At 62.8% G+C, this 23,798-nt stretch carries 18 protein-coding genes and 2 pseudogenes; 13 read left to right on the top strand and 7 right to left on the bottom strand.

Features of this window, described 5'->3' with window-relative positions; genetic code table 11:
- Positions 1–83 precede the first annotated feature (83 nt).
- The 6 genes and pseudogenes from Q0030_RS25805 to Q0030_RS25780 form a co-directional block, all read left to right on the top strand.
- Positions 84–1,235, top strand: coding sequence for a zinc-binding dehydrogenase (locus tag Q0030_RS25805; protein ID WP_298373281.1), 1,152 nt, complete (start codon positions 84–86; stop codon positions 1,233–1,235).
- A gap of 121 nt (positions 1,236–1,356) precedes the next feature.
- Complete coding sequence (locus tag Q0030_RS25800; RefSeq protein WP_298373278.1) at positions 1,357–3,303, top strand: cyclic nucleotide-binding and patatin-like phospholipase domain-containing protein; 1,947 nt, start codon at positions 1,357–1,359, stop codon at positions 3,301–3,303.
- A 59-nt stretch (positions 3,304–3,362) separates the two neighbouring features.
- A complete protein-coding gene (locus Q0030_RS25795) occupies positions 3,363–4,502 on the top strand; it encodes an amidohydrolase/deacetylase family metallohydrolase (RefSeq protein WP_298373275.1) in 1,140 nt (379 codons plus the stop codon).
- A 120-nt stretch (positions 4,503–4,622) separates the two neighbouring features.
- A pseudogene (locus tag Q0030_RS25790) lies at positions 4,623–5,221 on the top strand (SDR family NAD(P)-dependent oxidoreductase); the annotation flags it as partial.
- A 102-nt stretch (positions 5,222–5,323) separates the two neighbouring features.
- The gene (locus Q0030_RS25785; RefSeq protein WP_298373459.1) at positions 5,324–5,545 is read left to right on the top strand and encodes a hypothetical protein; all 222 of its coding nucleotides are present in this window, start codon (positions 5,324–5,326) and stop codon (positions 5,543–5,545) included.
- Positions 5,545–5,782 (top strand): annotated as a pseudogene (locus Q0030_RS25780) (amidohydrolase/deacetylase family metallohydrolase); the annotation flags it as partial. The gene Q0030_RS25785 and the pseudogene Q0030_RS25780, both read left to right, overlap by 1 nt.
- 94 nt (positions 5,783–5,876) lie before the next feature.
- Here Q0030_RS25780 and Q0030_RS25775 read toward each other — a convergent pair.
- On the bottom strand, positions 5,877–6,860 hold the full coding sequence (locus Q0030_RS25775; protein ID WP_298373269.1) for an ABC transporter substrate-binding protein: 984 nt from the start codon (positions 6,858–6,860) through the stop codon (positions 5,877–5,879).
- 457 nt (positions 6,861–7,317) lie between these two features.
- Here Q0030_RS25775 and Q0030_RS25770 point away from each other — a divergent pair, with 457 nt between their 5' ends.
- The 3 genes from Q0030_RS25770 to Q0030_RS25760 are packed head-to-tail and all read left to right on the top strand — an operon-like array spanning position 7,318 to position 12,082.
- Positions 7,318–10,449 carry a GAF domain-containing protein gene (locus tag Q0030_RS25770; RefSeq protein WP_298373266.1) on the top strand — a complete coding sequence of 1,044 codons (3,132 nt, stop codon included), beginning with the start codon at positions 7,318–7,320 and terminating at the stop codon, positions 10,447–10,449.
- On the top strand, positions 10,446–10,835 hold the full coding sequence (locus Q0030_RS25765; RefSeq protein ID WP_298373263.1) for a response regulator: 390 nt from the start codon (positions 10,446–10,448) through the stop codon (positions 10,833–10,835). Before Q0030_RS25770 ends, Q0030_RS25765 begins: the two co-directional genes overlap by 4 nt.
- The gene (locus Q0030_RS25760; RefSeq protein ID WP_298373260.1) at positions 10,832–12,082 is read left to right on the top strand and encodes an adenylate/guanylate cyclase domain-containing protein; all 1,251 of its coding nucleotides are present in this window, start codon (positions 10,832–10,834) and stop codon (positions 12,080–12,082) included. Before Q0030_RS25765 ends, Q0030_RS25760 begins: the two co-directional genes overlap by 4 nt.
- A gap of 170 nt (positions 12,083–12,252) precedes the next feature.
- On the opposite strand, the gene Q0030_RS25755 is transcribed toward Q0030_RS25760, so the two are convergent.
- The 3 genes from Q0030_RS25755 to bfr all read right to left on the bottom strand — a co-directional run bounded on the left by Q0030_RS25755 (position 12,253) and on the right by bfr (position 15,079).
- The gene (locus Q0030_RS25755) at positions 12,253–13,239 is read right to left on the bottom strand and encodes an ABC transporter substrate-binding protein (protein ID WP_298373257.1); all 987 of its coding nucleotides are present in this window, start codon (positions 13,237–13,239) and stop codon (positions 12,253–12,255) included.
- A complete protein-coding gene (locus tag Q0030_RS25750) occupies positions 13,236–14,222 on the bottom strand; it encodes an ABC transporter substrate-binding protein (protein WP_298373255.1) in 987 nt (328 codons plus the stop codon). The genes Q0030_RS25755 and Q0030_RS25750 overlap by 4 nt, the downstream gene beginning before the upstream one ends.
- A gap of 374 nt (positions 14,223–14,596) precedes the next feature.
- The gene (gene bfr / locus Q0030_RS25745) at positions 14,597–15,079 is read right to left on the bottom strand and encodes a bacterioferritin (protein ID WP_298373253.1); all 483 of its coding nucleotides are present in this window, start codon (positions 15,077–15,079) and stop codon (positions 14,597–14,599) included.
- 227 nt (positions 15,080–15,306) lie between these two features.
- Between bfr and Q0030_RS25740 the strand changes: the two genes are divergently transcribed.
- The 3 genes from Q0030_RS25740 to Q0030_RS25730 all read left to right on the top strand — a co-directional run bounded on the left by Q0030_RS25740 (position 15,307) and on the right by Q0030_RS25730 (position 19,169).
- Positions 15,307–15,675, top strand: coding sequence for a VOC family protein (locus Q0030_RS25740; protein ID WP_298373250.1), 369 nt, complete (start codon positions 15,307–15,309; stop codon positions 15,673–15,675).
- Between the two features lie 122 nt (positions 15,676–15,797).
- A complete protein-coding gene (locus Q0030_RS25735) occupies positions 15,798–16,718 on the top strand; it encodes a complex I NDUFA9 subunit family protein (RefSeq protein ID WP_298373247.1) in 921 nt (306 codons plus the stop codon).
- 441 nt (positions 16,719–17,159) lie between these two features.
- Positions 17,160–19,169 (top strand): SPFH domain-containing protein, encoded by a 2,010-nt coding sequence (locus Q0030_RS25730; RefSeq protein WP_298373245.1) that lies wholly within the window; start codon positions 17,160–17,162, stop codon positions 19,167–19,169.
- Between the two features lie 91 nt (positions 19,170–19,260).
- Here the strand turns inward: Q0030_RS25730 and Q0030_RS25725 are convergent, their stop codons facing one another.
- The 3 genes from Q0030_RS25725 to Q0030_RS25715 form a co-directional block, all read right to left on the bottom strand.
- On the bottom strand, positions 19,261–20,478 hold the full coding sequence (locus Q0030_RS25725) for an ABC transporter substrate-binding protein (protein ID WP_298373242.1): 1,218 nt from the start codon (positions 20,476–20,478) through the stop codon (positions 19,261–19,263).
- Complete coding sequence (locus Q0030_RS25720) at positions 20,471–20,719, bottom strand: hypothetical protein (RefSeq protein ID WP_298373239.1); 249 nt, start codon at positions 20,717–20,719, stop codon at positions 20,471–20,473. Before Q0030_RS25720 ends, Q0030_RS25725 begins: the two co-directional genes overlap by 8 nt.
- Positions 20,720–20,969: 250 nt before the next feature.
- Entirely contained in the window at positions 20,970–22,523 is a 1,554-nt protein-coding gene (locus Q0030_RS25715) for an ABC transporter substrate-binding protein (protein WP_298373453.1), read from the bottom strand.
- A gap of 414 nt (positions 22,524–22,937) precedes the next feature.
- Here Q0030_RS25715 and Q0030_RS25710 point away from each other — a divergent pair, with 414 nt between their 5' ends.
- Complete coding sequence (locus Q0030_RS25710; RefSeq protein WP_298373452.1) at positions 22,938–23,798, top strand: xanthine dehydrogenase family protein subunit M; 861 nt, start codon at positions 22,938–22,940, stop codon at positions 23,796–23,798.

The raw sequence follows: 23,798 nt of genomic DNA, 5'->3' as shown, positions 1-23,798 counted from the left end.
GCGTTCATGACATCCCGATCGTCCTGACCTAAAGTCGGTGCGGCCGAACCCGGCCCAATGACAAGGACAGGGAGAGCGAACCGATGGAGCAGATCCGCGTCTGCACGCATGACGGACCTGGAGCCAAGCCTGTAATCCGGACCGTGCCATGGCCGGATGTCGGCAAAAAGGCGGCCTTGATCAAGGTCGGCGCCTGCGGCGTTTGCGGAACCGACCTGCACATCCTGAAGGGACACTGGCCGAAGCCGCTGCCATGGCCGTTCACGCTCGGCCACGAGCTCGGCGGCGTGATCGTCGAATGCGGCGAGGCGTTCACCGAAGACTTCATGAGCAAGCCGCTGCAGGTTGGATCGAAGGTGATGATCCCGCCCTTGATGCCGTGCGGCCGCTGCTATTACTGCATCCATTATCCGGAGAGTGCCAACAAGTGCCTGACGCCGGTGTATTACGGCCGCTATCTCGGCTTCGACAAGGCGCCGCACATGTGGGGCGGCTGGGCCGAATATGTCTATGTCGATCTCGACATGCTGCCCGGCACCAAGATCTACAAATTGCCTGACGATATGTCGCTGCGGCTGGGTGCGCTCTCGGAGCCGTTGACCTCCTGCATTCGCGCCTTCAACCGCGCCACCCGCGCCGGCGGCTTCAGCTGGGGCGACTCGGTGGTGATCCAGGGCTCCGGGCCGATCGGCATCCTCGCGGTCGCGGCCGCGCAGGAGATGGGAGCAGGGCGCGTGATCTGCGTCGGCGCGCCGGAGGTGCCGCGGCTGGCGCTGGCGCGCAAGTTCGGCGCCGAGGCGACGGTCGATATCGAGCAGCTGAAGACGCCGGAGGAGCGCATCAAGGCGGTCCGCGACATCGTCGGCGGTTTCGGCGCCGATCTCGTGATGGATTGCTCCGGCCATCCGACCGCCGGCCCCGAAGGCATCGAGATGCTGCGCGACGGCGGCACCTATGTCGAGATGGGGCAGTTCACCGATGCCGGCTCGATCAATACGTCATGGCACCGGATCTGCACCAAGGACCTCAATGTGCTTGGCTCCTGGGGCTTTACCGGCAACGACCTGCCGCTCGGCGTCGACATGCTCTACCGCACGCGCAACAAATATCCGTGGCTCGACATGCAGACGATCTATCCGTTTAGCGAGGACGGCGTCGCGCAGGCGGTCGCGGACGCGATGGCGATGAAGACGGTGAAGTCGACCATCGTGCCGTGGCCGGAGCTGGTCGGGTGATGCAGGAAATGGAAGCATCGCTATTCCTGTTGCAGTGCTCCCAAGGAATGCCGGCCGGGGCGCCGCGGGGATCGCCGTGATATCGCTCGCCGGGACGGCGGTGCGGCGCTAACATCGGCCCATGCAATCGAACCGTGTGCCGCCGAGCGCAACGTTTGCGTGGGGAAACCTGTCCGAGGACTTCGCGCTGTTCCGAACGCTCAGCGCCGAGCAGCGGCTGATCGCCTTTGGCGCGATGACCCGGCGCGATCTCGTCCGTGGCGAGCTCCTGGTCGAGCAGGGCGGCGCCTCGGACGCATTGTTCCTGGTGCTGCACGGCGCGCTCGCCGTGCACCGGACCGATCATCCCGAGCCGATTGCGGAGCTTCGCGCCGGCGAGCTGGTCGGCGAGATCGGTTTCTTCGCCAACATCCCGCGCACGGCCAACGTGATCGCGATCCGCGATACCAGCGTGCTGGTGCTGACGCGCGCAGCCTATGCGAGGCTGGTCCAGGAAGCGCCCGGCATCGTCGAGGCACTGCTTGCCGCGCTCGCGCAGCGGTTTGCTGTCCAGACCGCACGCCTGCTGCCCGTCCGGGCGTCACCGAAGGCGCGCACCGTTGCGCTGATTGCGGGCGGACGGGAGCCGGTGCCGCCTGCCTTTGAACAGCGGTTGCGCGAAGGCCTTGCTGGCGCAGGTGCCGAGATCGTCGATCTCGCGCGCATTCAAGCGATGTTTCCCGGCCGCGCGCTGGATTCATCGGAGGTCGCCGACTGGCTGAACCGGATCGAGTACGACGCGCCGCTGGTGGCTTATTTCGGTGGTGCTGAAGCATCCGACTGGGCGCGCAAGGCCATTCGCCAGGCCGACCTCGTCGTGTTCGCCTGCCGCGGCGATGTCCCGCCGCCGGTTCTCACCGAGATCGAGAGCTTCGCCTGCGCCGTGCATCCGGCGTCGGCGCGACGCCTGGTTCGCGTTCATGATTTCAGGCAACACGAGGTCAGCGGCACCGCGGCCTGGCTGGCGCGGCTGCCTTGCTTCATGCATCACCATGTCGCGCTCGAGGACCAGATCGATATCGAGAGCCTGGTGCGCTTCCTGTGCGGCCGCGCCGTCGGGTTTGTCGCGGGGGGCGGCGGCAGTCTCGGCACCGCGCATGTCGGCGTCTACAAGGCGTTTCGCGAGCGCGGCGCCATGTTCGACATCTTTGTCGGCACCAGCGTCGGTTCGGCGATGGCGGCGGGCTTTGCCAAGAATTACGACGCCGAGCATCTCGAGCGCGGTACGCACGAGATCTTCGTCTCCAGCCGCAGCTTCCGCCGCCCGACCTGGCCGCGCTACGCGCTGCTGGACCACAAGGCCTTCGATCGGGCGCTTGCCGATCAGTACGGCCACAACTGCCGGATCGAGGATTGCTGGCGGCCGTTCGCGGCGGTCGCGACCAACCTTTCGACGCACAGTCTCGAATTGATCCGCACCGGCCTGCTCTGGCAGGCGGTGCGGGCATCGAGCGCCATCCCCGGCCTGCTGCCGCCGTTCTACACGCGGGACGGCCTGATGCTGGTCGATGGATGCCTCGTCGACAACGTCCCGCTGGCGCAGATGCATCAGCTGAAGAGCGGGCCGAATCTGGTGGTCCATTTCGGCGAGCCGGCAACCGAGATGTTCGACGTCGACTATGCCGCGCTGCCGGGGCGGCTGGAGCTGCTCGCGTCGCTGCTGACGCCGTTCCGGAGGAAAGCGCTTCCGGCGGCGCCGAGCGCCGTCAACGTGCTGTGGCGGAGCCTCGTCGCGCATCAGCGTTACGATACGCTGCCGACCACGCCGCTCGACCTGGTGATGCGCCCGCCGACGCCGGATGGCGTCGACGTAACCGATTTCGACCGCCATCAGGAAATCTTCGAATCCTCATACCGCTGGGCGCAAGAAACCATTGCGGCCTCGGAGGCGGCGCATCATCCGGCCATTGCGGCCATCGTCGCGTCGGCCGAGGCGACGGACAAGGCTGCGGACACAGGTACAGACAACAGCGCGGATCAGACGACGACAATGACCGCGCCCGTCTCCCATCAGGCCCGCGTCGGTTGAACGCCTTGCAGGCGGCGCCGAACTCGACCATCGTGCCGGACGGAAATCCGGAGATGACGATGCCTTTCGATTTGATTCTGCGCGGCGGACGGGTGGTCGACCCGTCGCAAAAGCTCGATGCGGTGACTGACGTCGCCTTTGCCGGCGGCAAGGTCGCCGCGGTCGGCCAGGAGCTGAAGGCCGATCCCGCGACCGAGGTCCGCGACGTCTCGGGGCTGATCGTCTCGCCGGGGATCATCGACCTGCACACCCATGTTTATTGGGGTGGCACTTCGCTCGGCATCGACGCGGAGGAATTCTGCCGCAACTCCGGCGTCACCACCTCGGTCGACACCGGCAGCGCCGGTCCCGGCAATTTTGCTGGTTTCCGCAAGCACGTGATCGAGCCGAGCCAGGTCCGCATCCTCGCCTATCTGCATGTCTCGCACGCCGGCATCTTCGGTTTCTCGGACCGCGTGATGGTCGGCGAGAGCGAGGAATTGCGGCTGATGAATCCGGTCGACGCGGCGCGCGTGGCGGACGAGAACCGCGACCTCATCGTCGGCATCAAGGTGCGGGTCGGCCTGTTCGCCTCGGGCACCTCGGGGCTGGTGCCGCTCGAGATCGCGCTCGAGGTAGCGGAGCAGGTCGGCATGCCGCTGATGGCGCATATCGACCATCCGCCGCCAAGCTATGAGGAGGTGCTCGCGCGCCTGCGCCCGGGCGACGTGCTGACCCATGCATTCCGTCCGTTCCCCAACACGCCCGCGACCGCGCAGGGCACGGTGAAGAAGGTGGTGCTGGAGGCGCGCGAGCGCGGCGTGCTGTTCGACATCGGCCATGGCAAGGGCTCGTTCGCGTTCAAGACCGCTCGCGCGATGCTCGCCAACGGCTTCTATCCCGACACCATTTCCTCCGACATCCATCAGCTCTGCATCGACGGTCCGGCGTTCGACCAGGTGACGACGATGTCGAAATTCCTCTGCATGGGAATGTCGCTGCCGGACGTGATCGCGGCGTCCACCGTCGATGCCGCGATGGCCTTGCGGCGGCCGGAGCTCGGCAGCCTCAAGCCGGGCAGCGTCGGCGATGCCACGCTGCTCTCGATCAGGGAAGGGCAGTTCGACTATGTCGACGTGGTCGGCGAACACCTGACCGGCGATCGCAAGATCGTCTCCGAAGGCGTCGTGATCGACGGACGCTGGTGGCATCCGAGATAGGGCGCGTACTCACAAGACCCGCGTCCGCTTTGCCTTCATAAAGGCGACATCGAAGCCGGTTTGGATGAATGTCGGCCTAGGGCCAGGAGCGTATATCCCGCACACTTCCCAATCGCTTAAATGTGCGGTCATATGGCGTCCGGTGACACTTGTCGTCTTGGGACGACGGAGTCCGCTTGCACGGGGAGAATGCGCGTGAAGGAACTCGCTGGAAAGACCGCGTTCGTCACCGGTGCGGCGTCAGGCATTGGATTGGGGATCGCGACCGCTCTCGCCCAAGCGGGGGTGAAAGTCATGCTTTGCGATATCGAAGAAGCGGCTCTGTCCGCGGCGCTCGAGCAACTGAGGCTCACCAACGTCGATGTCGACGGCGTGAAAGCGGACGTCTCGCTCAAAGCCGAACTTGCCGCCGCCGCCGAAACCACGACTGCCCGCTACGGCAAGGTGCATATCCTCGTCAATAACGCGGGCGTCGGCGGCGGTGGGCCGTATGGCACCTGGACCGAGGCGTCGTGGAATTGGACCCTGGGCGTCAACCTGATGGCGACCATTTGGGGGATCGAGATTTTCGGGCCATTGATCGAGCAGCATGGCGAGGGTGGACACATCGTCTCCACAGCCTCGCTCGCTGGCCTTATTTCAGGGGGAGCACTGCATACAACGTTTCAAAGTATGGCGTAGTCGCGCTGTCCGAAGGCCTGCGGCCTGAACTCGCGCCGCGCGGGATTGGCGTATCGGTGCTGTGTCCCGGGTTCATCCGCACTCAAATCGTGAACTCAGGGCGCAACCTGCCCAAGCGCTTCGAGGGGGCGGTCCGCGCCATGCCGACTTCGGGCCCGCTTGCCGAGCGGATCAATCTGATCCGCGAACGCGTCTCTCAGGGCATCGATCCCATGTATGTCGGTGAACTCGTCCGCGAAGGCGTCGAAAACGACTGGCCCTATATCTTCACCGACCTCGAATTCGAGCCGATGGTCGACGCGCGCTTCGCCGCAATCAAGCAAGGCTTTGACCACATCCGCGGGCGCAACCCGAAACGTTAAGCGCGCAGGGCGCGGTGAAGAAGGTGGTGCTGGAGGCGCGAGAGCGCGGCGTGCTGTTCGACATTGGCCATGGCAAGGGCTCGTTCGCCTTCAAGACCGCGCGCGATGCTCAGGGAAGGGCAGTTCGACTATGTCGACGTGGTCGGCGAACACCTGACCGGCGATCGCAAGATCGTATCCGAAGGCGTCGTGATCGGTGGACGCTGGTGGCATCCGCGAAAGGGCGCATTCTCATAAGATCCGCGTCCGCTCCGCCTTCATAAAGGCGACATGGAAGCCGGTCTGGATGAATGTCGGCTAAGGGACCATTACTGGACAGGTCGTGCCGTCCTCATTCGATCAGCTCGTCGGCGGCAATGAGAATGGGTTGTGGTACGGCAAGGCCAAGCGTCCTTGCGGTCCGCATATTGATGACCAGTTCGAACTTCGTCGGCCGCAGGACTGGAAGGTCGTCCGGCTTAGCGCCGCGCAGAATCTTGCCGGCATACACGCCGACCTGGCGGTAAGTATCGGCGAGGCTCGCGCCATAGCTCATTAGCCCGCCATTCGCCGGGAACTCCCGGATGTGAAAAATGCCGGGCAGCCGGTGACGAGACGACAGCGCCACGATCTGGCTACGCCGAGAGTCGAAGAATGGATCGTTCTGCACCAACAGTGCGGTGACGCCCGCTTTAACCAGCAGCGTAAATCCGGCGTCGATCTCGGCATCTGTGGCCGCTTCCTGCACGACCAGCTCGCGGCCAAGCAGCTGGGCTGCGCTGGCTACCGACCGCCGAAATTGATCGACCGCTTGGGCTCCGAAACTCGGATTGAGCAGCAGCCCCACAAGGCGCGCTGACGGAACCATCGCGCAGAGAAACTCCAGCCGCTTGCCGCCCAGATCACCCGTGAAGAAGTTGACGCCCGTGGCCATACCCGGCCGGTTCATGCTCGCGACTAGACCCGATTGCACCGGGTCCTGGCCAACGACAAAGACGAGCGGGACCGCGACGTCCGCCGCCTTGGCTGCGTGTGCTGCCGGATCGCCTGTCGCAACTATCAGCGAAAGCGGTCGGCTGAGCAGGTCGGCGGCAAAAGCCGGTAGTTGGCTATAATCGCCCCTTGCCCAGCGGTACTCAACGGCAACGGTACGCCCCTCGGCAAAACCCATTTCTTCGAGGCCGCGACGAAAGGCACCGGTGTGAATCGCGGCTTCCTCGGGCGAGCGCGTGCTGAGGAATCCGATCGACGGTTGCGCGGTCGGCTGCTGCGCTCTCGCCGCGAGTGGCCACGCTGCTACGCTGCCGAGCATCGCAATGAACTGGCGCCGCTTCATCGTGTTAACCCCAACCCTAGGATGATGCGAGGTATGGCAGTTTAGGGCCGCATAGCAGCAAGAGCAGCCCGCTCATGTCTCTGTTGGGTCAAACCCGCTCCTACGAGACCGCCCGAGCTTTAGTCCGATCTCCCTCCTGGATTGAAGCGGACAAGACGGCGGGAAACAAGGACACTGTTGCCGAGTTGGTCAAAGCACTGCTTTGGCCACGTGTCAGTCAATTCCGGGCTACTCCTTTAAAACCGGCCTGAGTGGGTGGGGCTATTATTGGAATTGGATGCCTTGCATATCGCGGGCGAATGCTGCGCAGCCGGTCAGAAATGCTTCACGCTGTTTACCGGAGCAGGTGATGCGATTGCTGATGCGCTTCAGCTTTCGGGCCAGCCCGTGCAATTCTGTCCTCCCGCACTGCACAGCAAGAGACAAGATGAGGCCTTCTTGCTAAAAAAGGGCGGAGATGACCATTTGCTCGCGCTCCGATACGCCGCAGGCCCCAGTGCTGGCGCCGTTGCCAGCCGGAGATGTAGCGCAGCCCTCGACCGCATCGGGACGGAGGACCCGTAGCCGGCTCTTCATCAAATATGTCGCGCTCTTTGTCGCGGTCGTTGGTGTGGCGCTGCTGTCGAACGGGATTTTCGAGGTCGTCTTCTACTATCGGGAGCACAAGGCGGCGTTGATCCGTCTCCAGCATGAGCAAGCCGTGGCGGCGGCCGGCAAGATCAGTCAGTTCATCAAGGAAATCGAGAGCCAGCTCGGCTGGACCACGCAATTGCCCTGGTCGGACGGCTCGATCGAGCAACGCCGGTTCGACGCGTTGCGGCTATTGCACCAGGTACCCGCCGTCGCAGAGCTAGCTCAGGTCGATTCCAGCGGCAAGGAGCGACTGAGGGTCTCGCGCCTTGCCATGAATGTGTTCGACAGCGGCGTTGATCTTTCGAACGAGCCGAAATTCACCGAGGCCCTTGCGCACAAGGTCTATTACGGGCCGGTGTACTTCCACAGGGAATCCGAGCCGTACATGACGCTCGCTGTCGCCGGTACACGCAAGGACGCCGGCGTCAGCATTGCGGAGGTCAATCTGAAGCTGATCCGGGAGGTGGTCTCCCAAATCAGGGTCGGCGAGCACGGCCGCGCCTATGTCGTCGGCGCGCAAGGAAAGCTGATTGCGCATCCCGACATCAGTCTGGTCCTGCGCAACACCGACATGTCCAAGCTAGCCCAGGTGCAGGCTGCACTGGCTAACGGCGGCGTCATCGATGACGTTGCGGGGGCCAGGAATATCCAGGGCCAGGAGGTATTGACGGCTTCCGCCCCGATCAGCCCGCTACGCTGGACCATGTTCGTCGAACTGCCGGTCGATGAGGCCTATGCGTCGCTTTACGCGGCGCTGCAACGCCTCGCGATCGTATTGCTGGCGGCATCGATCTTCGCGGTGCTCGCCGGAATCTTCCTGGCGCGCCGCATGGTCGGCCCGATCCAGGCATTGCGCGTCGGCGCCGAGCGTATCGGCGGCGGTGACTTCACCCAGCGCATCTCGATTAGGACCGGCGACGAACTCGAGGGGCTTGCCAACCAGTTCAACGACATGGGCGCGCGCTTGCAGGAGTCCTACACCGACCTGGAGCACAAGGTCGAGCAGCGCACAGCGGAACTGCAGGAGACGCTGCAGGTGCAGACCGCGACCTCCGACGTGCTCAAGGTCATCAGCCGCTCGGCGTTCGACTTGACTGCCGTGCTTGACACGCTGGTTTCCTCCGCTGCCCGTCTGTGCAACGCCGACAAGGGCTTGATCTTCCAGAGCGATGGCGATGCATATCGGATAGCCGCCAATAGCGGGTTCACGGCAGATTTCGTGGAATATGCCCGGCAGCATCCCATCACGCCCGACCCAAGCACCATAACGGGCCGGGCGATTTTGGAGAGGCGGGCAGTTCACGCCCCGGACGTGCTTGCCGATCAGGACTACAGTGCACTGGAGTACCAGGAATTGGGCGGCTATCGCACGACGCTGGGGGTGCCCCTGCTTCGGCAGGGGACTCCGATCGGCGCGTTTTCGCTCGTGCGCTCGCAAGTCCAGCCGTTTACCTCCCGCCAGATCGACCTGGTGCAGACCTTCGCCGACCAAGCCGTCATCGCGATCGAAAACGCGCGTCTGTTCGAAGAGGTTCAGGCTCGAACCTCCGCCCTGCAGGAATCGCTTGAACAACAGACGGCAACATCGGAAGTGCTGGAGACCATCAGTTCGTCCGCAGGCGAGCTCGAGCCGGTGTTCCGCAAGGTGCTGGAGAACGCGGTGCGCATCTGTGGCGCCAGCTTTGGCGCCATGACGCTTTACGAGGACGGCGCCTTTCGGACTGTCGCGCTTTGCAATGCGCCACGGACCTATGTAGACGCCCAGCTCCACAAGCTGTTTCGTCCGCATCCGGAGAGTGGGCTCAGCGCGCTGGAGCGGACGCGCCAGACCGTTCACATCGACGATCTCAGGATGCAGCCACCCTACATCGAAGGCCACGCCGCCGTTCGTGCGCTGGCCGATCTCGGCGGGGCGCGTACCCTTGCCATCGTGCCGATGCTGAAGGAGGACGTACTGATCGGCTCGATCACGATTTTCCGTCAGGAGGTGAAGACCTTCACAGACAAGCAGACGGATCTCGTAGCGAACTTCGCCAATCAGGCTGTGATCGCCATCGAGAACGCGCGTCTGCTGAGCGAATTGCGCAAACGCACCAAAGAGCTGTCGAAATCGCTCGACGAATTGCGCACCGCGCAGGGGCGCTTGATCCAGACCGAGAAACTGGCGTCGCTCGGCCAGCTTACCGCCGGCATCGCCCATGAGATCAAGAACCCGCTCAACTTCGTCAACAACTTCTCGGCACTGTCAGGAGAATTGGTCGACGAGTTGAACGAATTGCTCAAGGACATCACCCTGGACGCGAAGGCGCGCGGGGAGATCGATGAACTCACGCGGATGCTCAAGCGTAACCTGGAGAAGGTCGTGCAGCACGGCAAGCGGGCCGACTCGATCGTGAAGAACATGCTGCTGCATTCACGCGAGGGATCAGGCGAGCATCGTCTTGCCGACATCAATGCGCTCGTGGAAGAGAGCCTCAACCTCGCCTATCACGGCGTGCGTGCCGAAAAGCCGGGATTCAACGTCAAGATCCAGCGCGACCTCGATGCGACGGCCGGCATGATCGACCTCTATCCGCAGGAGATTACCCGCGTCCTCCTCAACCTGATCTCGAACGGTTTCTACGCCGCGGCCAAGCGCAAGGGGAGCGCCGGCGAAACATTCGAGCCGACACTGACGGCGGCCACGAAGAATCTCGGCGACAAGGTGGAAATCCGGATTCGCGACAACGGTGCGGGCATCCCGCCGGACGTGAAGGAGAAAATGTTCAATCCCTTCTTCACCACCAAGCCTCCGGGGGAGGGCACCGGGCTTGGGCTATCGATCAGCCACGACATCGTGGTGAAACAGCACAATGGCAGGATCGAAGTCGATACCGCACTGAACATGTTCACCGAACTCATTATTACGCTGCCGCGAGATGCGGCGGCGCAAGATATTGCCGGAGGCACGAATTGAGCATGTACATTCTTGTCGTGGACGACGAACCCGACGTCGAATTTCTGTTCCGTCAGCAGTTCCGGCGCGATCTGCGTGCAGGGCGCTTTCAGATGGAGTTCGTGCCATCCGCAGTTGCAGCGCTGCAACGAGCCGTGGAGGTTCGCGAACCCCCGCTGATCCTGATCCTGTCCGATATCAACATGCCCGGCATGAGCGGGCTCGAGATGCTGCCAAAATTGCGCGCCGAGCGGCCCGACGTGCCGGTGATCATGATCACCGCCTATAGCGACGCTGAAACCCGGCGGAAGGCGATCGAGCGCGGAGCGGTCGGACTTTTGACCAAACCGATCGATTTCGTGCTGCTGCGCGAGGAGATCGATACCAGGCTTGGACAGGCTGCATGACGGCAACGATACTCTTCGTGGATGACGAACCCGACCTCGAGGATCTGGTCTTGCAGAAATTCCGCAAGCGGATCGGCGAGGGCGAGGTGAGCTTTGTCTTCGCTCACGACGGACTGGAGGCGCTGCAATCGCTCGAGCTGAATCCGAATGTCGACATGGTGATCTCCGATATCAACATGCCACGGATGGACGGGCTATCGCTGCTCGAAAGGCTGCAGGCGACGGAAGACAAGAAATCGACGATCATCGTCTCGGCCTATGGCAACATGAGCAATATCCGCACCGCAATGAATCGCGGCGCGTTCGATTTCGTGACCAAGCCGATCGATTTTTCCGATCTCGAGATCACGATCGACAAGACCCTCCGCCACGTCGAGACGCTGCGCGAGGCCCGTCGCCGTCAGGCGGAAGCCGAGCGGGCGCATGCCTCGCTCTCACGCTATTTCTCGCCGCAGATCGCGAGCCGGCTTGCGTGCGCCGGCGAGGCTGATGGGATGGAAGTGCAGTGGCGCGACGTTGCGGTGATTTTCACCGACATCACTGGCTTCACCTCGCTGGTCGAGGCTGCCGAACCCGAGGTGCTCGGTCTCCTTCTCAATGAATATGTCGCTGGCATGACCGACGCGGTGTTCGCACACGAGGGCACGGTCGCCAAGGTGATCGGCGATGCGATCGAGGTGCTGTTCAACGCACCTTCCGACCAGGCCGACTACGCCACACGCGCCATTGCCTGTGCGCATGATCTCGATTCCTGGGCGGAGGAATTTCGCCGACGCTGGAAGAGCAAGGGCGTCTGTTTCGGCGCTACCCGGATCGGCGTTCACGCCGGACCGGCGCTGGTCGGCAATTTCGGTGGTAGCCGCTTTTTCGACTACACCGCCTATGGCGATACCATCAACACCGCGGCGCGCCTGGAGGCTGCGAACAAGTCCTTGGGCACGCGAATCTGCGCCAGTGCGACGGTCGCAAATGCCGCCGGGAACTTCCGGGGAAGACCGGTGGGTGACCTCATCCTGCGTGGGCGAAGCGAGCCGCTGCGCGCCTACGAGCCGCTGGGGCCCGAGGCGTTCGCAGAACCGGGCAGGTTGCAATATTCCCAGGCGTTCGCGAAGCTCGAGGCCGGCGATATTGCCGCGCTGCCGGCCTTCGCGGCGCTGGTCGGTACGAATGCGGATGATCCACTGGCGGGTTTTCACCTGCGACGCTTGCTCAATGGCAATAAGGGCGTGCGGATGGAATTGGGGTGACGTCATCCCGAACGCGACGTCTTCCGGACGCCGGAGTTGGGTCAAACTGAGAAGAACTCAGCATGAGCAACATGCCTTCCGGATTGCCCCTGAATGCGGACACAGCTCGGTGCAGTTGGCATGTCTCGAATGGGCCAACTTGAGACTCATGCACCGCAGCATTACCAGCCCTATTCAATCACCTCGTCGGCGGCGACCAGCAGGCCTGGCGACACAGTGAGGCCAAGCGCCTTTGCTGTCTTAAGGTTGATGACGAGGCGAAACTGGGTCGGCTGCTCGAGCGGTAGATCGGCGGGTTTCTCGCCTTTCAGGACGCGCAGAACAAGATTTGCGCCGCGCCCAGCGGCTTCGTTCTCGTCCGGGCCATAGGACATGAGGCCGCCATCGTGTGCAAAGACACTCGTCTCATAGATCACGGGCAGGCGGTGCTCTGCGGCGAAGTCGAAGACGCGCTTGCGATTAAGAAATGTGAGGGCATCGGCGACCATCAACAGGCCGTCGGGCTTGTCGCGTTCCATCGCCTCGAACGCGCCGCCGAAATCGTCCGGCTCGCGCACGCCGAAGGACATGACGGTGACGCCCAATTTATTGGCCGCCGCCGCCGAAGCCTCGTAACGCGTCGTCATCCCGAGATCATTGGCGTTCCAAAGCATCGCCACGCGAAGCAGTTTGGGGGCTGCCTCCTTCAACAATTCAAGGCGCTTTGGCGCGAGCTCGGCAGCTACGTCGGAAATGCCGGTGACGTTGCCACCCGGTCGGTTGAGGCTCGCGACAAGATGCGTCTTTACCGGATCGCCGGCACTGAAGATCACGGTGGGGATCGTGCTCGTGCCTTCCTTCGCCGCCTCCGCGACTGGATAGCCGAAGGTGACGATGACATCGACCTTCGCCGCCACCAGTTCCGCAACTAACGCCGGCAGGCGTTCAAGGTGCCCCTCCGCCCCGCGTTTGACTAGCTCGAGATTGGCGCCGGCCGTGAGGCCACTTTGCGCAAGTTGGCGAGAGATTTCTTCCGTCAGCCTGCCGGAGTTCGTGCCCGGCGCAAAGTCTCCCGGGCTTAGGAAACCGATGCGGTAAACCTTGGCGATCTGCGCGTGGGAGGGCGACGCGAGAAAGAGCGCGGCGGCGATGACGAGGAGAAGATGATGCATCTTCATTCGATTACCTCGTCGGCGCGAGCAACCACTGAAGCGGGCACTGTAATGCCGAGCGACTTAGCTGTCTTGAGATTGATGGTGAGGTGAAAACGCGTCGGTTGCTCGAATGGTAAGTCCGCCGGGTTGGCTCCCTTAAAAATGCGATCAATCAAAGAGGTCGCTCGATCGTAGATTTCATCCAAGTCTGGGCTATAGGACGACAGGCCGCCTTCGCGCACATAGTTTGCCCGCTCGTAGGTGGCCGGCAGCCGATGTGCATCGGCAAATTCGTAGACCCGTCGGCGATTCAGGCGAGTGAGTGCATCCGAGACCAAGAGAATTGCATCTGGCGGATCGCGCACCATGCTTGCGAAAGCTTCGTCAAAATCATCCGGCTCACGCACCGCGAGGGGTTGCACTCGTGCCCCAATTGCCCGCGCGGCGTCGGCCGCCCCCTGGTATCGCAGCGTCATGCCCAGATCGCGAGCGTTCCAGAGCATTGCGACGGAGCGCACCAAAGGCACCATGTCTTTGATCAGTTCGAGACGCTTGGGAGCAAGTTCGATGGCCATATCAGAGACGCCGGTTACGTTGCCGCCTGGCCGCGACAGACTTTTGACCAAGCCCGTCGCAACGGGATCTCCCCCCGCTTCGGTCGACACGATTGGAATCGTTGCCGTGGCGTTCTTGGCGGCCATGGCTGCGGGAAAGCTGAAGGCAAGGATCATATCCACGTTGCTCGCGACAAGATCCTTGGCAAGCTGTGGCAGCTGTTCAGTGTGGATCCCGCTGGCACGGATTTCGAGCGCAATATTGCGCTCGGGTATGTAACCGTGACTCGCTAAGGCATGCAACATTGCGTCAAAAATGCTCTTAGCGTCGGCGGGTCCATCGGTACTGAGGATCCCGATGCGGTACACCTTTGACGCAGTCTGAGCGGGGGCCGCGAACGGCCATACGGCGATCGTGCTCACAAGGGACGCAATGAATTCCCGCCGCCTCATGGGATTTCCTCCCAACCAAGGGCTACACGCTACCACATTATAGTTGTGTTGTGCATTGCGCAGCCGATGTCGCCTTGGGTCATTCGCGTTATTTTGTAGTTGGCCATCTACTTCCGATCTACCCCCAGTTTCAGACATGCCGCTGCACTGCGCCAACTGAAGCGATGGGCCAGTTTCAGATTATGCATCGCAGCAGATGGAGCCCTCATTCGGTCCCTCGTCGGCGAGGGTAGCCTTGCCGGCTCTTCAACCCAGAGCGCTTTTGCGGTCTTGAGATTGATCACAACTCTAACGAGGCGGAGAGCCTTGCCGGAGCGGACCTTCGTCAACCAGCGCGGCATGACCGACAAAGGCCAAAAGCAGTTGTTGGCACTTTAGTCCTTGTCGAGCTCTCCGATATGGCGCTGGGCATATAGCTCAAGACCGATCCTCACGACGAGTTCGATCTGGGTTTCCAGAAAATCGATATGCTCTTCCTCATCGTGCATGAGTTGCTCAAACAGATCCCGTGTCACGTAGTCTTCGACCTGATGGCAATGGGTCGCGGCTTCAGCGTAGAGGGAGCGCGCCGACAATTCGGCTTGTAAGTCGCTATCGAGCACGGCCTTCACGGTCTTCCCGATATGAAGGGATTCCAGCGTCTGCATATTGGGAGATCCATCGAGGAAGATAATGCGTTCGATGAGCTTGTCTGCATGTTGCATCTCTTCAATCGATTCCTTGCGCCACGTCTTGGCCAGCACCTTGTAGCCCCAATTGTCGAGCAGGCGGTAGTGCAGCCAGTACTGGTTCACCGCGGTGAGCTCGTGGCGCAGCGCTTTGTTGAGGTATTCGATAACGTCTTTATCGCCCTTCATGCTCTGCTCCTTTTCGCGTGTGCTGTTCGGATCGACTGGTTAGAGTTTAGAGCCTCTCCATGTTCGGTTCGAACTTTTTGGGACGTCTACCGTTCGCCGTGAGCGGTGACGCATGGAAAGCGTTGCTCGACGTTGACTTGCTCGCCGTTCGTCACACATGAGGTGGAGGTTAATCCCGCTGCCGCGACAACAAAAGGCGCAGCGAAATCGAACAGGAGAGTTTGGCCATGATCGAGGGGGTCAGCGCGGTCACACTCGGCACGCATGAAATGCGACGGGCTGTCCAATTCTACCGAGCGCTGGGATTTGAGGTGCTGCATGGCGGCGAATGGTCGTCGTTCACTAGCTTTCGAGCAGGTACGAGCTACCTCAACCTCACCGACCAACCAGCCGAACGACGCTGGTCCTGGTGGGGTCGGGTCATCTTCTACGTCACCGATGTTGACGCACTTTACGAACGCGCGCTCGCGGCAGGTTACAAGCCGGCGACTGTGCCCCGCGATGCCAAATGGGGTGAGCGCTTCTTCCACCTGGTTGATCCCGACGGCCAGGAACTCAGTTTCGCTCGACCTTTGCTTCCGGCTTCCGTCCAATAGCGGATCGAAGCAGCCTGCATTCCAACAGTCGCTGAGAGAGGGTATTGTTCCGACAGACGGCAGCGCCCTGACGTCAGCTTCGGCTCGGACTATGGCGCGGTCTCTCGAGCAAAGATCAAAGGATGGCAACGAACGGTCGCACCGTCACCGTATTCGGCGGAACCGGTTTTCTCGGCCGCCGCATCGTTCAGCGTCTGCGCGATCGCGAGTTTCCCGTCCGGATCGCGTCAAGGCATCCAGATCGCGGGCGCAGTCAGTCTGGCCCTCATGATCCGCAACTCCAATTGGTCCAGGCCGATATTCACGACGTACGGTCTGTCGCGGATGCACTTGCCGGGGCTTACGCCGCCGTAAATGCGGTCAGCCTTTACGTCGAGCACGGTCGGGAGACGTTTCATTCCGTTCATGTCGAAGCCGCCCAACGGGTAGCAGCCCAAGCGCGCCGGACCGGAGTCAAAAGGCTCGTTCACATTTCAGGCATCGGCGCCGATGCCGCGTCTCAATCGCGGTACATCCGAGCGCGCGGCGAAGGCGAATTGGTGGTCGGGGCTGCCTTCGCCGACGCACATATCATCCGACCCGCCGTCATGTTCGGACCGGACGATGCGTTCGTCACGACCATCCTCAAGCTTCTCCGTCGGCTCCCAATCTACCCGATGTTCGGCCGTGGCTTGATGAGTCTGCAGCCTGCCTATGTGGAAGATGTGGCGGAAGCGACGGTTCGGACCATCCAGCGAGCCGAGACGCGACCAACGATCTTCGAGTGCGGCGGCCCTCGCGTTTATTCCTACAAGGAATTGGTCGGAATCGTCGCGCGCCAAGCTGACCTCGCGCCCATCCTGGTCCCCATCCCGTTCGCCGTTTGGCACGCGCTGGCATGGGCTTCCGAAATACTCCCGGAGCCACTTCTCACGCGCAATCAGGTGGAGCTCATGCAGATCGACACCGTGTCATCGCCGGAGATGCCTGGCTTTGTCGAACTTGGGATTTCGCCGTACTCGGTTGAGGCGATACTCCAGGAGATGCTGTCGAAGCGCGGATGAAGAGGGCTCATCGGTTAAATCCGCTTCAGACGGCGGGTTCGCGCTACTGTTACCGGACGCTATGGTGTATCCGACGTTCGACGGCGGCAATATGACTGTGCGCCGTCGGCAGCTGCAGATGACGCGATGGGTCAAAAGCAGTCGACGACGATCGACCCCAGCAACTACCGATTCACCCTCGGAAGCGGACCTTTATGAGTCCACGCCCCGGTCATCGCGCAAGACCGGTCTGCTGCGAATGATGTGCAATCGCAGCAAATTGTTCGCGCCGATCGATGTCGCGCCGCCAGTGCTGCGGTTCATGCTGTCATCAAAAAAAGATTGGCAGTGCGAATAATGTTCACGCCTTGCGTCGCCAAGGCCGCACCACATGTCCGCACCGCAATTCTTGGGTGAGGTTTGGGTTCCAAACCGCCCAGTTGCGAATTGTGGAGATGGACTATGGATTTCCTCGGTTTTCTTAATGGTTCAGGTTTAACCCAGCCTGCCATTTGGATCGCTGCAGCGGTCGCATGTGCGATCCTGCTGCGCATATCGAACGTATTTCGCTACATTCCCAACAATCAGGTCGGCATCGTCGAGAAGCTGTGGGCGATGAAGGGCTCGATCGAGGACGGCTTCATCGCGCTGAACGGCGAGGCCGGCTACGAGCCGGAGGTGCTGCGCGGCGGCCTGCACGTGATGTTTCCGTTCATGTACCGGATCCACCGCTCGGACCTCGTGACCGTCGGCCAGGGCAAGATCGCCTATGTGTTCGCGCGCGACGGCGCGGCGCTCGAGCCTTCGCAGGTACTTGGCGCCAACGACACCGAAGACAAGTCCGACTTCCAGGACGCGCGCCGCTTCCTGCTCGGCGGCGGCCAGAAGGGGCCGCAGCGCAAGATCCTGCGCGAAGGCACCTATGCGATCAACACGACGCAATTCGCGGTCATCACCGACGAGCGCGTCTACGGTCATGCGCTCAGCGAGCGGGAACGCGGCGTGCTCGAGAGCATGCAGCTCACGATCACCGAGCGCTGGGGTTTTGCGCCGGTCGTGCTGGCGGCCGATCACGATCTGGTCGGCATCGTCACCGTGCATGACGGCCCGTCGCTGCCTCCGGGTGAGATCATCGCGCCTGAAGTCGGCATCGAGCTGCGCGACGCGGCGACCTTTCACAACAATTTCCAGGAGCCCGAGAAATTCCTGAGCGCCGGCGGCTATCGCGGCCGTCAGCTCCAGGTCATCGTCGAGGGCACCTGGTACATCAACCGCCTGTTCGCGACCGTCGAGGCGGTGCCGAAGACGGTGATTCCGGTCGGCAATGTCGGCGTCGTCATCTTCTATACCGGCCCGCGCACCGACGACGTTTCCGGCGAGCAGTACCGCCACGGCGAGCTGGTGCTGAACGGCAGCCGCGGCGTCTGGAAGGACCCGCTGTTGCCGGGCAAGTACGCGTTCAACACCTATGCCGGCAAGATCGAGGTGATCCCGACCGTCAACTTCATCCTGAAATGGATGCGCGGCGAGGTCGGTGCGATGAAGCTCGACGAGAACCTGTCGGAGATCTCGCTGATCACCAAGGACGCGTTCGAGCCGACGCTGCCGCTCTCGGTGGTGATGCATATCGACTACAAGAAGGCGCCGATGATCATCCAGCGCTTCGGCGACGTGAAGAAGCTGGTCGAGCAGACGCTCGACCCGATGGTCAGCGCGTTCTTCAAGAACATCGCGCAGAAGATGACGCTGATCGAGCTGCTGCAGAACCGCGCCGCGATCCAGGAGGAAGCGGAACACGACATGAAAGCGAGGTTCGAGAGCTATTCGCTCGATCTTCAGGAGGTGTTGATCGGCACGCCGCGCGCGGCCCCTGGTGACCACACCATCGAGAACATCCTGATCCAGCTCCGCTCGCGCCAGATCGCGCGCGAGCAGATCGAGACCTATCAGGAGCAGGAGAAGGCCGCGGTGCAGGAGCGCGCGCTGAACGAAGCCAAGGCGACGGCGGCGGCGCAGACGGCACTCACGCAATCGCTGATCCAGGTCAAGGTCAACGAGAACGAGGGCGCGGCTGCGCTCGCCCGCGCACAGAAGGATGCCGAGACGAGGAAGGTGACCGCAGCCGCGGTCGGCGAGCAGTCGCGGCTGGAAGGCCAGGGCGAGGCCGACCGGGTGCTGGCCGTCGGCACCGCCAACGCGCAGGCGACCAAGCTGTCGGTCGATGCCTATGGCGGGCCGGAATACCGGCTTGCCGAGCAGAACTTCGCGAAGTTCGCCGACGCGCTGACGCGGATCAACCAGCCGCTGGTGCCGCAATTCCTGATGTCGGGCGGGCAGGGGCAGGAGGGCAACAGCGCGGGTTTGATCCCGACCGCGATGCTGAGCTCGATGTTCGGGCAGATGATGCCCGGCGCATTGGAGAAGCTGAAGGACGAGGCACCGAAGGCCGCGCGCCGCACCAACGGTCAGTGACGCGAACGGTATCGTCAGCAGCGCCATCGGCGGCGCGTAAATCGCGCCGCCGATCCCATTCGGTCTTGTCGATATTCCTTGCGCCGCAGGGTCAATCCGCGACCATCGGCCCGAACGGTTCCCAGCGCTCGCCGGTGAAGCGCATCATCCGGAATTCCTTCACCACGCGATAATCGCTGCGGCTGGTGTTGATGGAGAGGCCCGGCAGCAGCAGATCGAGCTTCACGCTCTTCAGATTGGCCGCCTGGCGCATGACGTTGTCGCGCGAGAGATCGTCGCCGCATTGCTGCAGCACCTGCACCAGCAGCTCGGCTGCGCTGTAGCCGTAGGTTGTGAAGATGCTCTTTCTGTCGCCCTCCGGATAATACGAGGCCATGAAGGCGGTCCATTTCCTCATGCCCGCATCGTCTGCCCAGGTAGGGTCGGCGGCCTCCTTGAACGAACTCGCCGAGATCAGTCCCTTGGCGTTATCGAGTCCCGCGGGCGCCAGCACCGCGTCGATCGAGGATGAGCCGACACCAAGCAAATGAAGCGGCTTCCAACCGAGCTCCGCGGTCTTGCGGATCGCCTGGGCGGCGAACTTCGGCGCTGCCATGTCGATCAGCACGTTGACGCCCGCAGCCTTGAGCCGCACCACCTGCGAGTCGATGGTCGGGTCCGTCATTTCATAGGGCGCTTCAGACGTGAGCATCAGCGCGGCCTTCGCGCCGAGCCCGTCCTTCAAGCCGGCGAGATAGTCCTTGCCGCTTTCGTCATTCTGGTAGAGCAGGCCGATCCTGGCATCCGGATAATTGTCGAGGATGAAGCGCACGTAGATGCGAATCTCGGTCCGCAGGTTTGGCGCGAATCCCATGGTCCATGGAAAGTCCACGGGATCCTCGAAACGCGTCGAGCGACCGCCCACGAACAGTTGCGGGACATGGTGGTCGTTGAGATATTTCTGAACGGCGATGTTGGAGGCGCTGCCGGGCGTCTGGAACGTGAACAGCACCTCGTCGCCTTCGACGAGCTTGCGGATCTGCTCGACCGTCTTGGATGGCGTCGCCGCATCGTCATAGGAGATCAGCTTGATCTTGCGTCCGTTAATTCCGCCGCGGTCGTTGATCATCCGAAAATAGGCGGCCTGGAGTTTGCCGATGACCGAGATTGCCGACGCCGGCCCGCTATAGGGCATGGTCTGGCCGATCCTGATCTCGGCGTCGCTGGCGCCGGGATCGTATTTGCGGCTTTGGGCGAGCGCGTTGGCGGCAACAAGGCTGACACCGATGATCGCAACCGTGGCCGTCAGCCTGCATCGGTCTCTATGCATCGCGCTGCCCAATGGTGACCGGGCTTGACGACATGACGCCCCGCGCGTCGGACCGCGGCAGATGCGGTACGACCGCCGGCAGCGTTTTGAAGAAGAAACTTGCCGCCGTGATCTGCGCCGCGTCGCGTTCGGAAAATTCGCTGTGCCTGGCGCTGGTGGCCAGGAAATCGGCCAGGCGCCGGCCGTCGGCGTGCTCCTGCAGCGCAAGCATCCCCTCGTGGTAAAATCCGCGTGCCTCCATGGCCGTTCTCGAGATTCAATGGGCAGGCTTCGGGCGAGATGACAGCATAGCACCGGCGCGCCGCCGGGCCCTCGCCCATTCCCACTGAATACGATGCTTCCTGTGCCCGATTGTCGTCGGGTGGATTGCCGGAGACGTCGGGAAGGGCGCCCGGTTTCACGGGCAGGACACCAGCGCGAGAATGGCTTTGGCCATTGGATCCACGATCAGGCACGATCGCGAAGGCTGATCGGTGATCGCGCCACCGATCCTATTCCGTCTTGTCGACGTTCCAGAACACCGGCGGCGCCGGGCCGTCCAGGATACCGGTGAGCGATTTGCGCCAGGCGCTCGGCAGGCGGAACTGGCCGAGCGGGACATAGATCACCTGCTCGTAGGCTTCCTTCTGGATCTCCACCGCGAGCTTCTTCTGCTCCTCAGGCGAGGTGGCGCGCGCGTAGGCGTCGCGCATCTGCTCGAGCTTGGGGTCCTCAGGCCAGCCGAACCAGGCCCGCTTGCCGTTCGCGGCGATCTGGTTGTTGACGATCGGGTTCATCACCTCGGTCGCGCCCGTGAAGGTGAAGAACAGGTTCCAGCCGCCTTCCTTGGGCGGCTTCTGGCTGGCGCGGCGGCTCACCACGGTCTGCCAGTCCGTCACCTGCGCGTCGACATTGAAGCCGGCCGCGCGCAACAGCTGCGCCGCGACGGTCGGTGGCCCCTTCAGCGTCTGCACGTCGCCGGGGATCATGATCACGACGGGCGTGCCGTCATAGCCCGAGGCGGCCAGCGCCTTCTTGGCCTCGGCCATGCCGTTGCCCTTGATCAGCGTCTCTGCGCCGGCGTCGCTGGCGAGCGGCGTGGCGCAGGCGAAATAGGAGCCGCAGACTTCGTAATATTTGGCGTTGCCGACGGTGGCGTCGAGCACGTCCTTCTGGTTCATCGCCAGGAATGCGGCGCGGCGGATCTTGGGATTGTCGAACGGCGGGTGCAGGAAATTCATCCGGCCTTCGATCTGGAAACCGAACTTGTTCAGCACGCCGACGGTGAGATCGGAATTGGCTTCGAGCACCGGCACCAGATCGATCGACGGCTGCTCCAGGAAATCGATGTCGCCGGATTGCAGCGCGTTGATCGCGGTCTGCGCGTCGGGCATCGTGATCCATTCGACGCGATCGACTTTCGCGACCTTGCCGCCCGACAGCCAATCCGGCTTTTCCTTGCGCGGCACGTAGTCGGCGTTCCGCTCATAGACCGCCTTCACGCCGGGCTGGAATTCGGCCTGCACGAATTTGAACGGGCCGCAGCCGACCTGCTCGGGGATCTGCTTGCCCGGTGGCGTTTCCGCGAGCCGCTTCGGCATCATGAAGGCGACATAGGAGGAGGGCTTGGCCAGCGACTCCAGCACCAGGCCGTACGGCTCCTTGAGCTTGAGCACGATCGTCTTCGGTCCGCTGGCCTCGAGGGAGGCGGTGAATTCGGCGAGCTTCTGCGCCATGCCGTCAACGACGGTCCAGCGCTTCAGCGAGGCGATGCAGTCCTCCGCCGTGACCGGCGCGCCGTCATGCCATTTCAAGCCGTCGCGCAGCGTGAAGGTGTAGGTGAGCTTGTCGTCCGAGATCGTCCAGTCCGCCATCTGCGGTCGGACCTTGAAGCTTGAATCGATGCCGAGCAGCGTGTCGTAGACCATGTAGCCATGGTCGCGGGTGATGTAGGCGGTGGTGAAACCGGGATCGATGATGCGCAGGTCCGAATGCATGACCGCCGATATGGTCTTGCCCTTGCCGGCGGCGATGGCTCTCGATGAGAGGATAGCCGGGGCCGCCATCGCCGGCGGCACGCTGGCCGCGAGCTTGAGCAGCGTTCTGCGCGAAACATCGACCATTCGCCGTCCCCCGATTTGTCGTTGCGCCGGCACGCAGGCCGCAGCGAGCCGCATGCTTCACCAATCCGTGACGCAAAGCAAGCAAGGGCCATGCCGCCAATCTCGGAATCTCGGCAGCGGGTTCGAGCGGACCGTGACGTGAACGTTCGGTGATCCGCGGCCGTCGCACGCCACCGTCGGCGCCACGCAAGCGCGCATCCTGCATAGGAGCCTGCGCTTCCTGCCGCACCTCACAGGCTGTTCGGATCCCGATCCGCCGTGTAGGCTTACGCTCTGCCGGCCAGCAATAAGGCCATATCCCGCACAATTTATGGGAACAAGCAGCCGAGGGAGACCAGAAGAACAGCCATGACCGATATCCGATACGTAGCACCGCGCACGCTTGATGAAGCGATTGGCGCATTTGCTGCCGCCGGGAGTGCCGCCCGCATTATGGCAGGGGGGACCGACTTATTGGTGCAAATGCGCTCCGGCCTGGTGCGGCCGGGATTGATCGTCGACATCAAGAAGATCGGCGAGATGACCGAGATCACCGAGGCCGCCGATGGCGGTTTCCGCGTCGGCGCCGCCGTCTCCGGCATGGAGCTCGCCGACCACGCGCGCTTCGGCAAGGTGTGGCCCGGCGTGCTCGAGGCCGTGAACCTGATCGGCTCCAAGCAGGTGCAGGGCCGCGCCTCCGCCGGCGGCAATCTCTGCAACGGTTCGCCGGCAGGCGACAGCGTGCCGGCGATGATCGCGGCGGGCGCCGTCGTCACCGTGCAGGGCCCGAACGGCCGCCGCGAGCTCAAGGTCGAGGACGTGCCGGCCGGACCCGGCCGCACCAACCTCAAGCCGGGCGAGATCCTCGTCAGCTTCACCTTGCCGCCGCGGCCCAAAGGCTCGGGCGATGCTTACTTGCGGATGATCCCGCGCACCGAGATGGACATTGCGGTGGTCGGCATCGGCGTCAGTCTGACCTTGCAGGACGGCGTCTGCACCGCAGCCCGCGTCGGCCTCGGCGCGGTGGCGCCGACCGCGTTGCTGGTCGCGCCGGCTGCGCAAGCGTTGATCGGCTCGAAGCTCGACGACGCCGCGCTCGAGGCGGCGGCTGCGGCATGCCGCGCCGCCTGCCGTCCGATCGACGACAAGCGCGGCACCATTGCCTACAGGGTAAAAACCGCCGGCGTGCTGCTCAAGCGCACCGCCGCGATCGCCGCCCAGCGCGCGGGAGGACACTAG

Source organism: uncultured Bradyrhizobium sp. (genome assembly GCF_947648125.1).
Classification (GTDB): domain Bacteria; phylum Pseudomonadota; class Alphaproteobacteria; order Rhizobiales; family Xanthobacteraceae; genus Bradyrhizobium.
The sequence above is the reverse complement of the archived record's forward strand: the minus strand, read 5'-3'. Positions and strand labels throughout refer to the sequence as shown.

What these genes read in the sequence shown, in the direction of transcription:
- Q0030_RS25770 (WP_298373266.1), top strand. Translation starts at nt 7,318, where the DNA reads ATGACCATTTGCTCGCGCTCCGATACGCCGCAGGCCCCAGTGCTGGCG.
- Q0030_RS25775 (WP_298373269.1), bottom strand. Translation starts at nt 6,860, where the DNA reads ATGAAGCGGCGCCAGTTCATTGCGATGCTCGGCAGCGTAGCAGCGTGG.
- Q0030_RS25755 (WP_298373257.1), bottom strand. Translation starts at nt 13,239, where the DNA reads ATGAAGATGCATCATCTTCTCCTCGTCATCGCCGCCGCGCTCTTTCTC.
- Q0030_RS25805 (WP_298373281.1), top strand. Translation starts at nt 84, where the DNA reads ATGGAGCAGATCCGCGTCTGCACGCATGACGGACCTGGAGCCAAGCCT.
- Q0030_RS25760 (WP_298373260.1), top strand. Translation starts at nt 10,832, where the DNA reads ATGACGGCAACGATACTCTTCGTGGATGACGAACCCGACCTCGAGGAT.
- Q0030_RS25795 (WP_298373275.1), top strand. Translation starts at nt 3,363, where the DNA reads ATGCCTTTCGATTTGATTCTGCGCGGCGGACGGGTGGTCGACCCGTCG.
- Q0030_RS25720 (WP_298373239.1), bottom strand. Translation starts at nt 20,719, where the DNA reads ATGGAGGCACGCGGATTTTACCACGAGGGGATGCTTGCGCTGCAGGAG.
- Q0030_RS25800 (WP_298373278.1), top strand. Translation starts at nt 1,357, where the DNA reads ATGCAATCGAACCGTGTGCCGCCGAGCGCAACGTTTGCGTGGGGAAAC.
- Q0030_RS25740 (WP_298373250.1), top strand. Translation starts at nt 15,307, where the DNA reads ATGATCGAGGGGGTCAGCGCGGTCACACTCGGCACGCATGAAATGCGA.
- bfr (WP_298373253.1), bottom strand. Translation starts at nt 15,079, where the DNA reads ATGAAGGGCGATAAAGACGTTATCGAATACCTCAACAAAGCGCTGCGC.
- Q0030_RS25725 (WP_298373242.1), bottom strand. Translation starts at nt 20,478, where the DNA reads ATGCATAGAGACCGATGCAGGCTGACGGCCACGGTTGCGATCATCGGT.
- Q0030_RS25730 (WP_298373245.1), top strand. Translation starts at nt 17,160, where the DNA reads ATGGATTTCCTCGGTTTTCTTAATGGTTCAGGTTTAACCCAGCCTGCC.
- Q0030_RS25735 (WP_298373247.1), top strand. Translation starts at nt 15,798, where the DNA reads ATGGCAACGAACGGTCGCACCGTCACCGTATTCGGCGGAACCGGTTTT.
- Q0030_RS25715 (WP_298373453.1), bottom strand. Translation starts at nt 22,523, where the DNA reads ATGGCGGCCCCGGCTATCCTCTCATCGAGAGCCATCGCCGCCGGCAAG.
- Q0030_RS25750 (WP_298373255.1), bottom strand. Translation starts at nt 14,222, where the DNA reads ATGAGGCGGCGGGAATTCATTGCGTCCCTTGTGAGCACGATCGCCGTA.
- Q0030_RS25785 (WP_298373459.1), top strand. Translation starts at nt 5,324, where the DNA reads ATGCCGACTTCGGGCCCGCTTGCCGAGCGGATCAATCTGATCCGCGAA.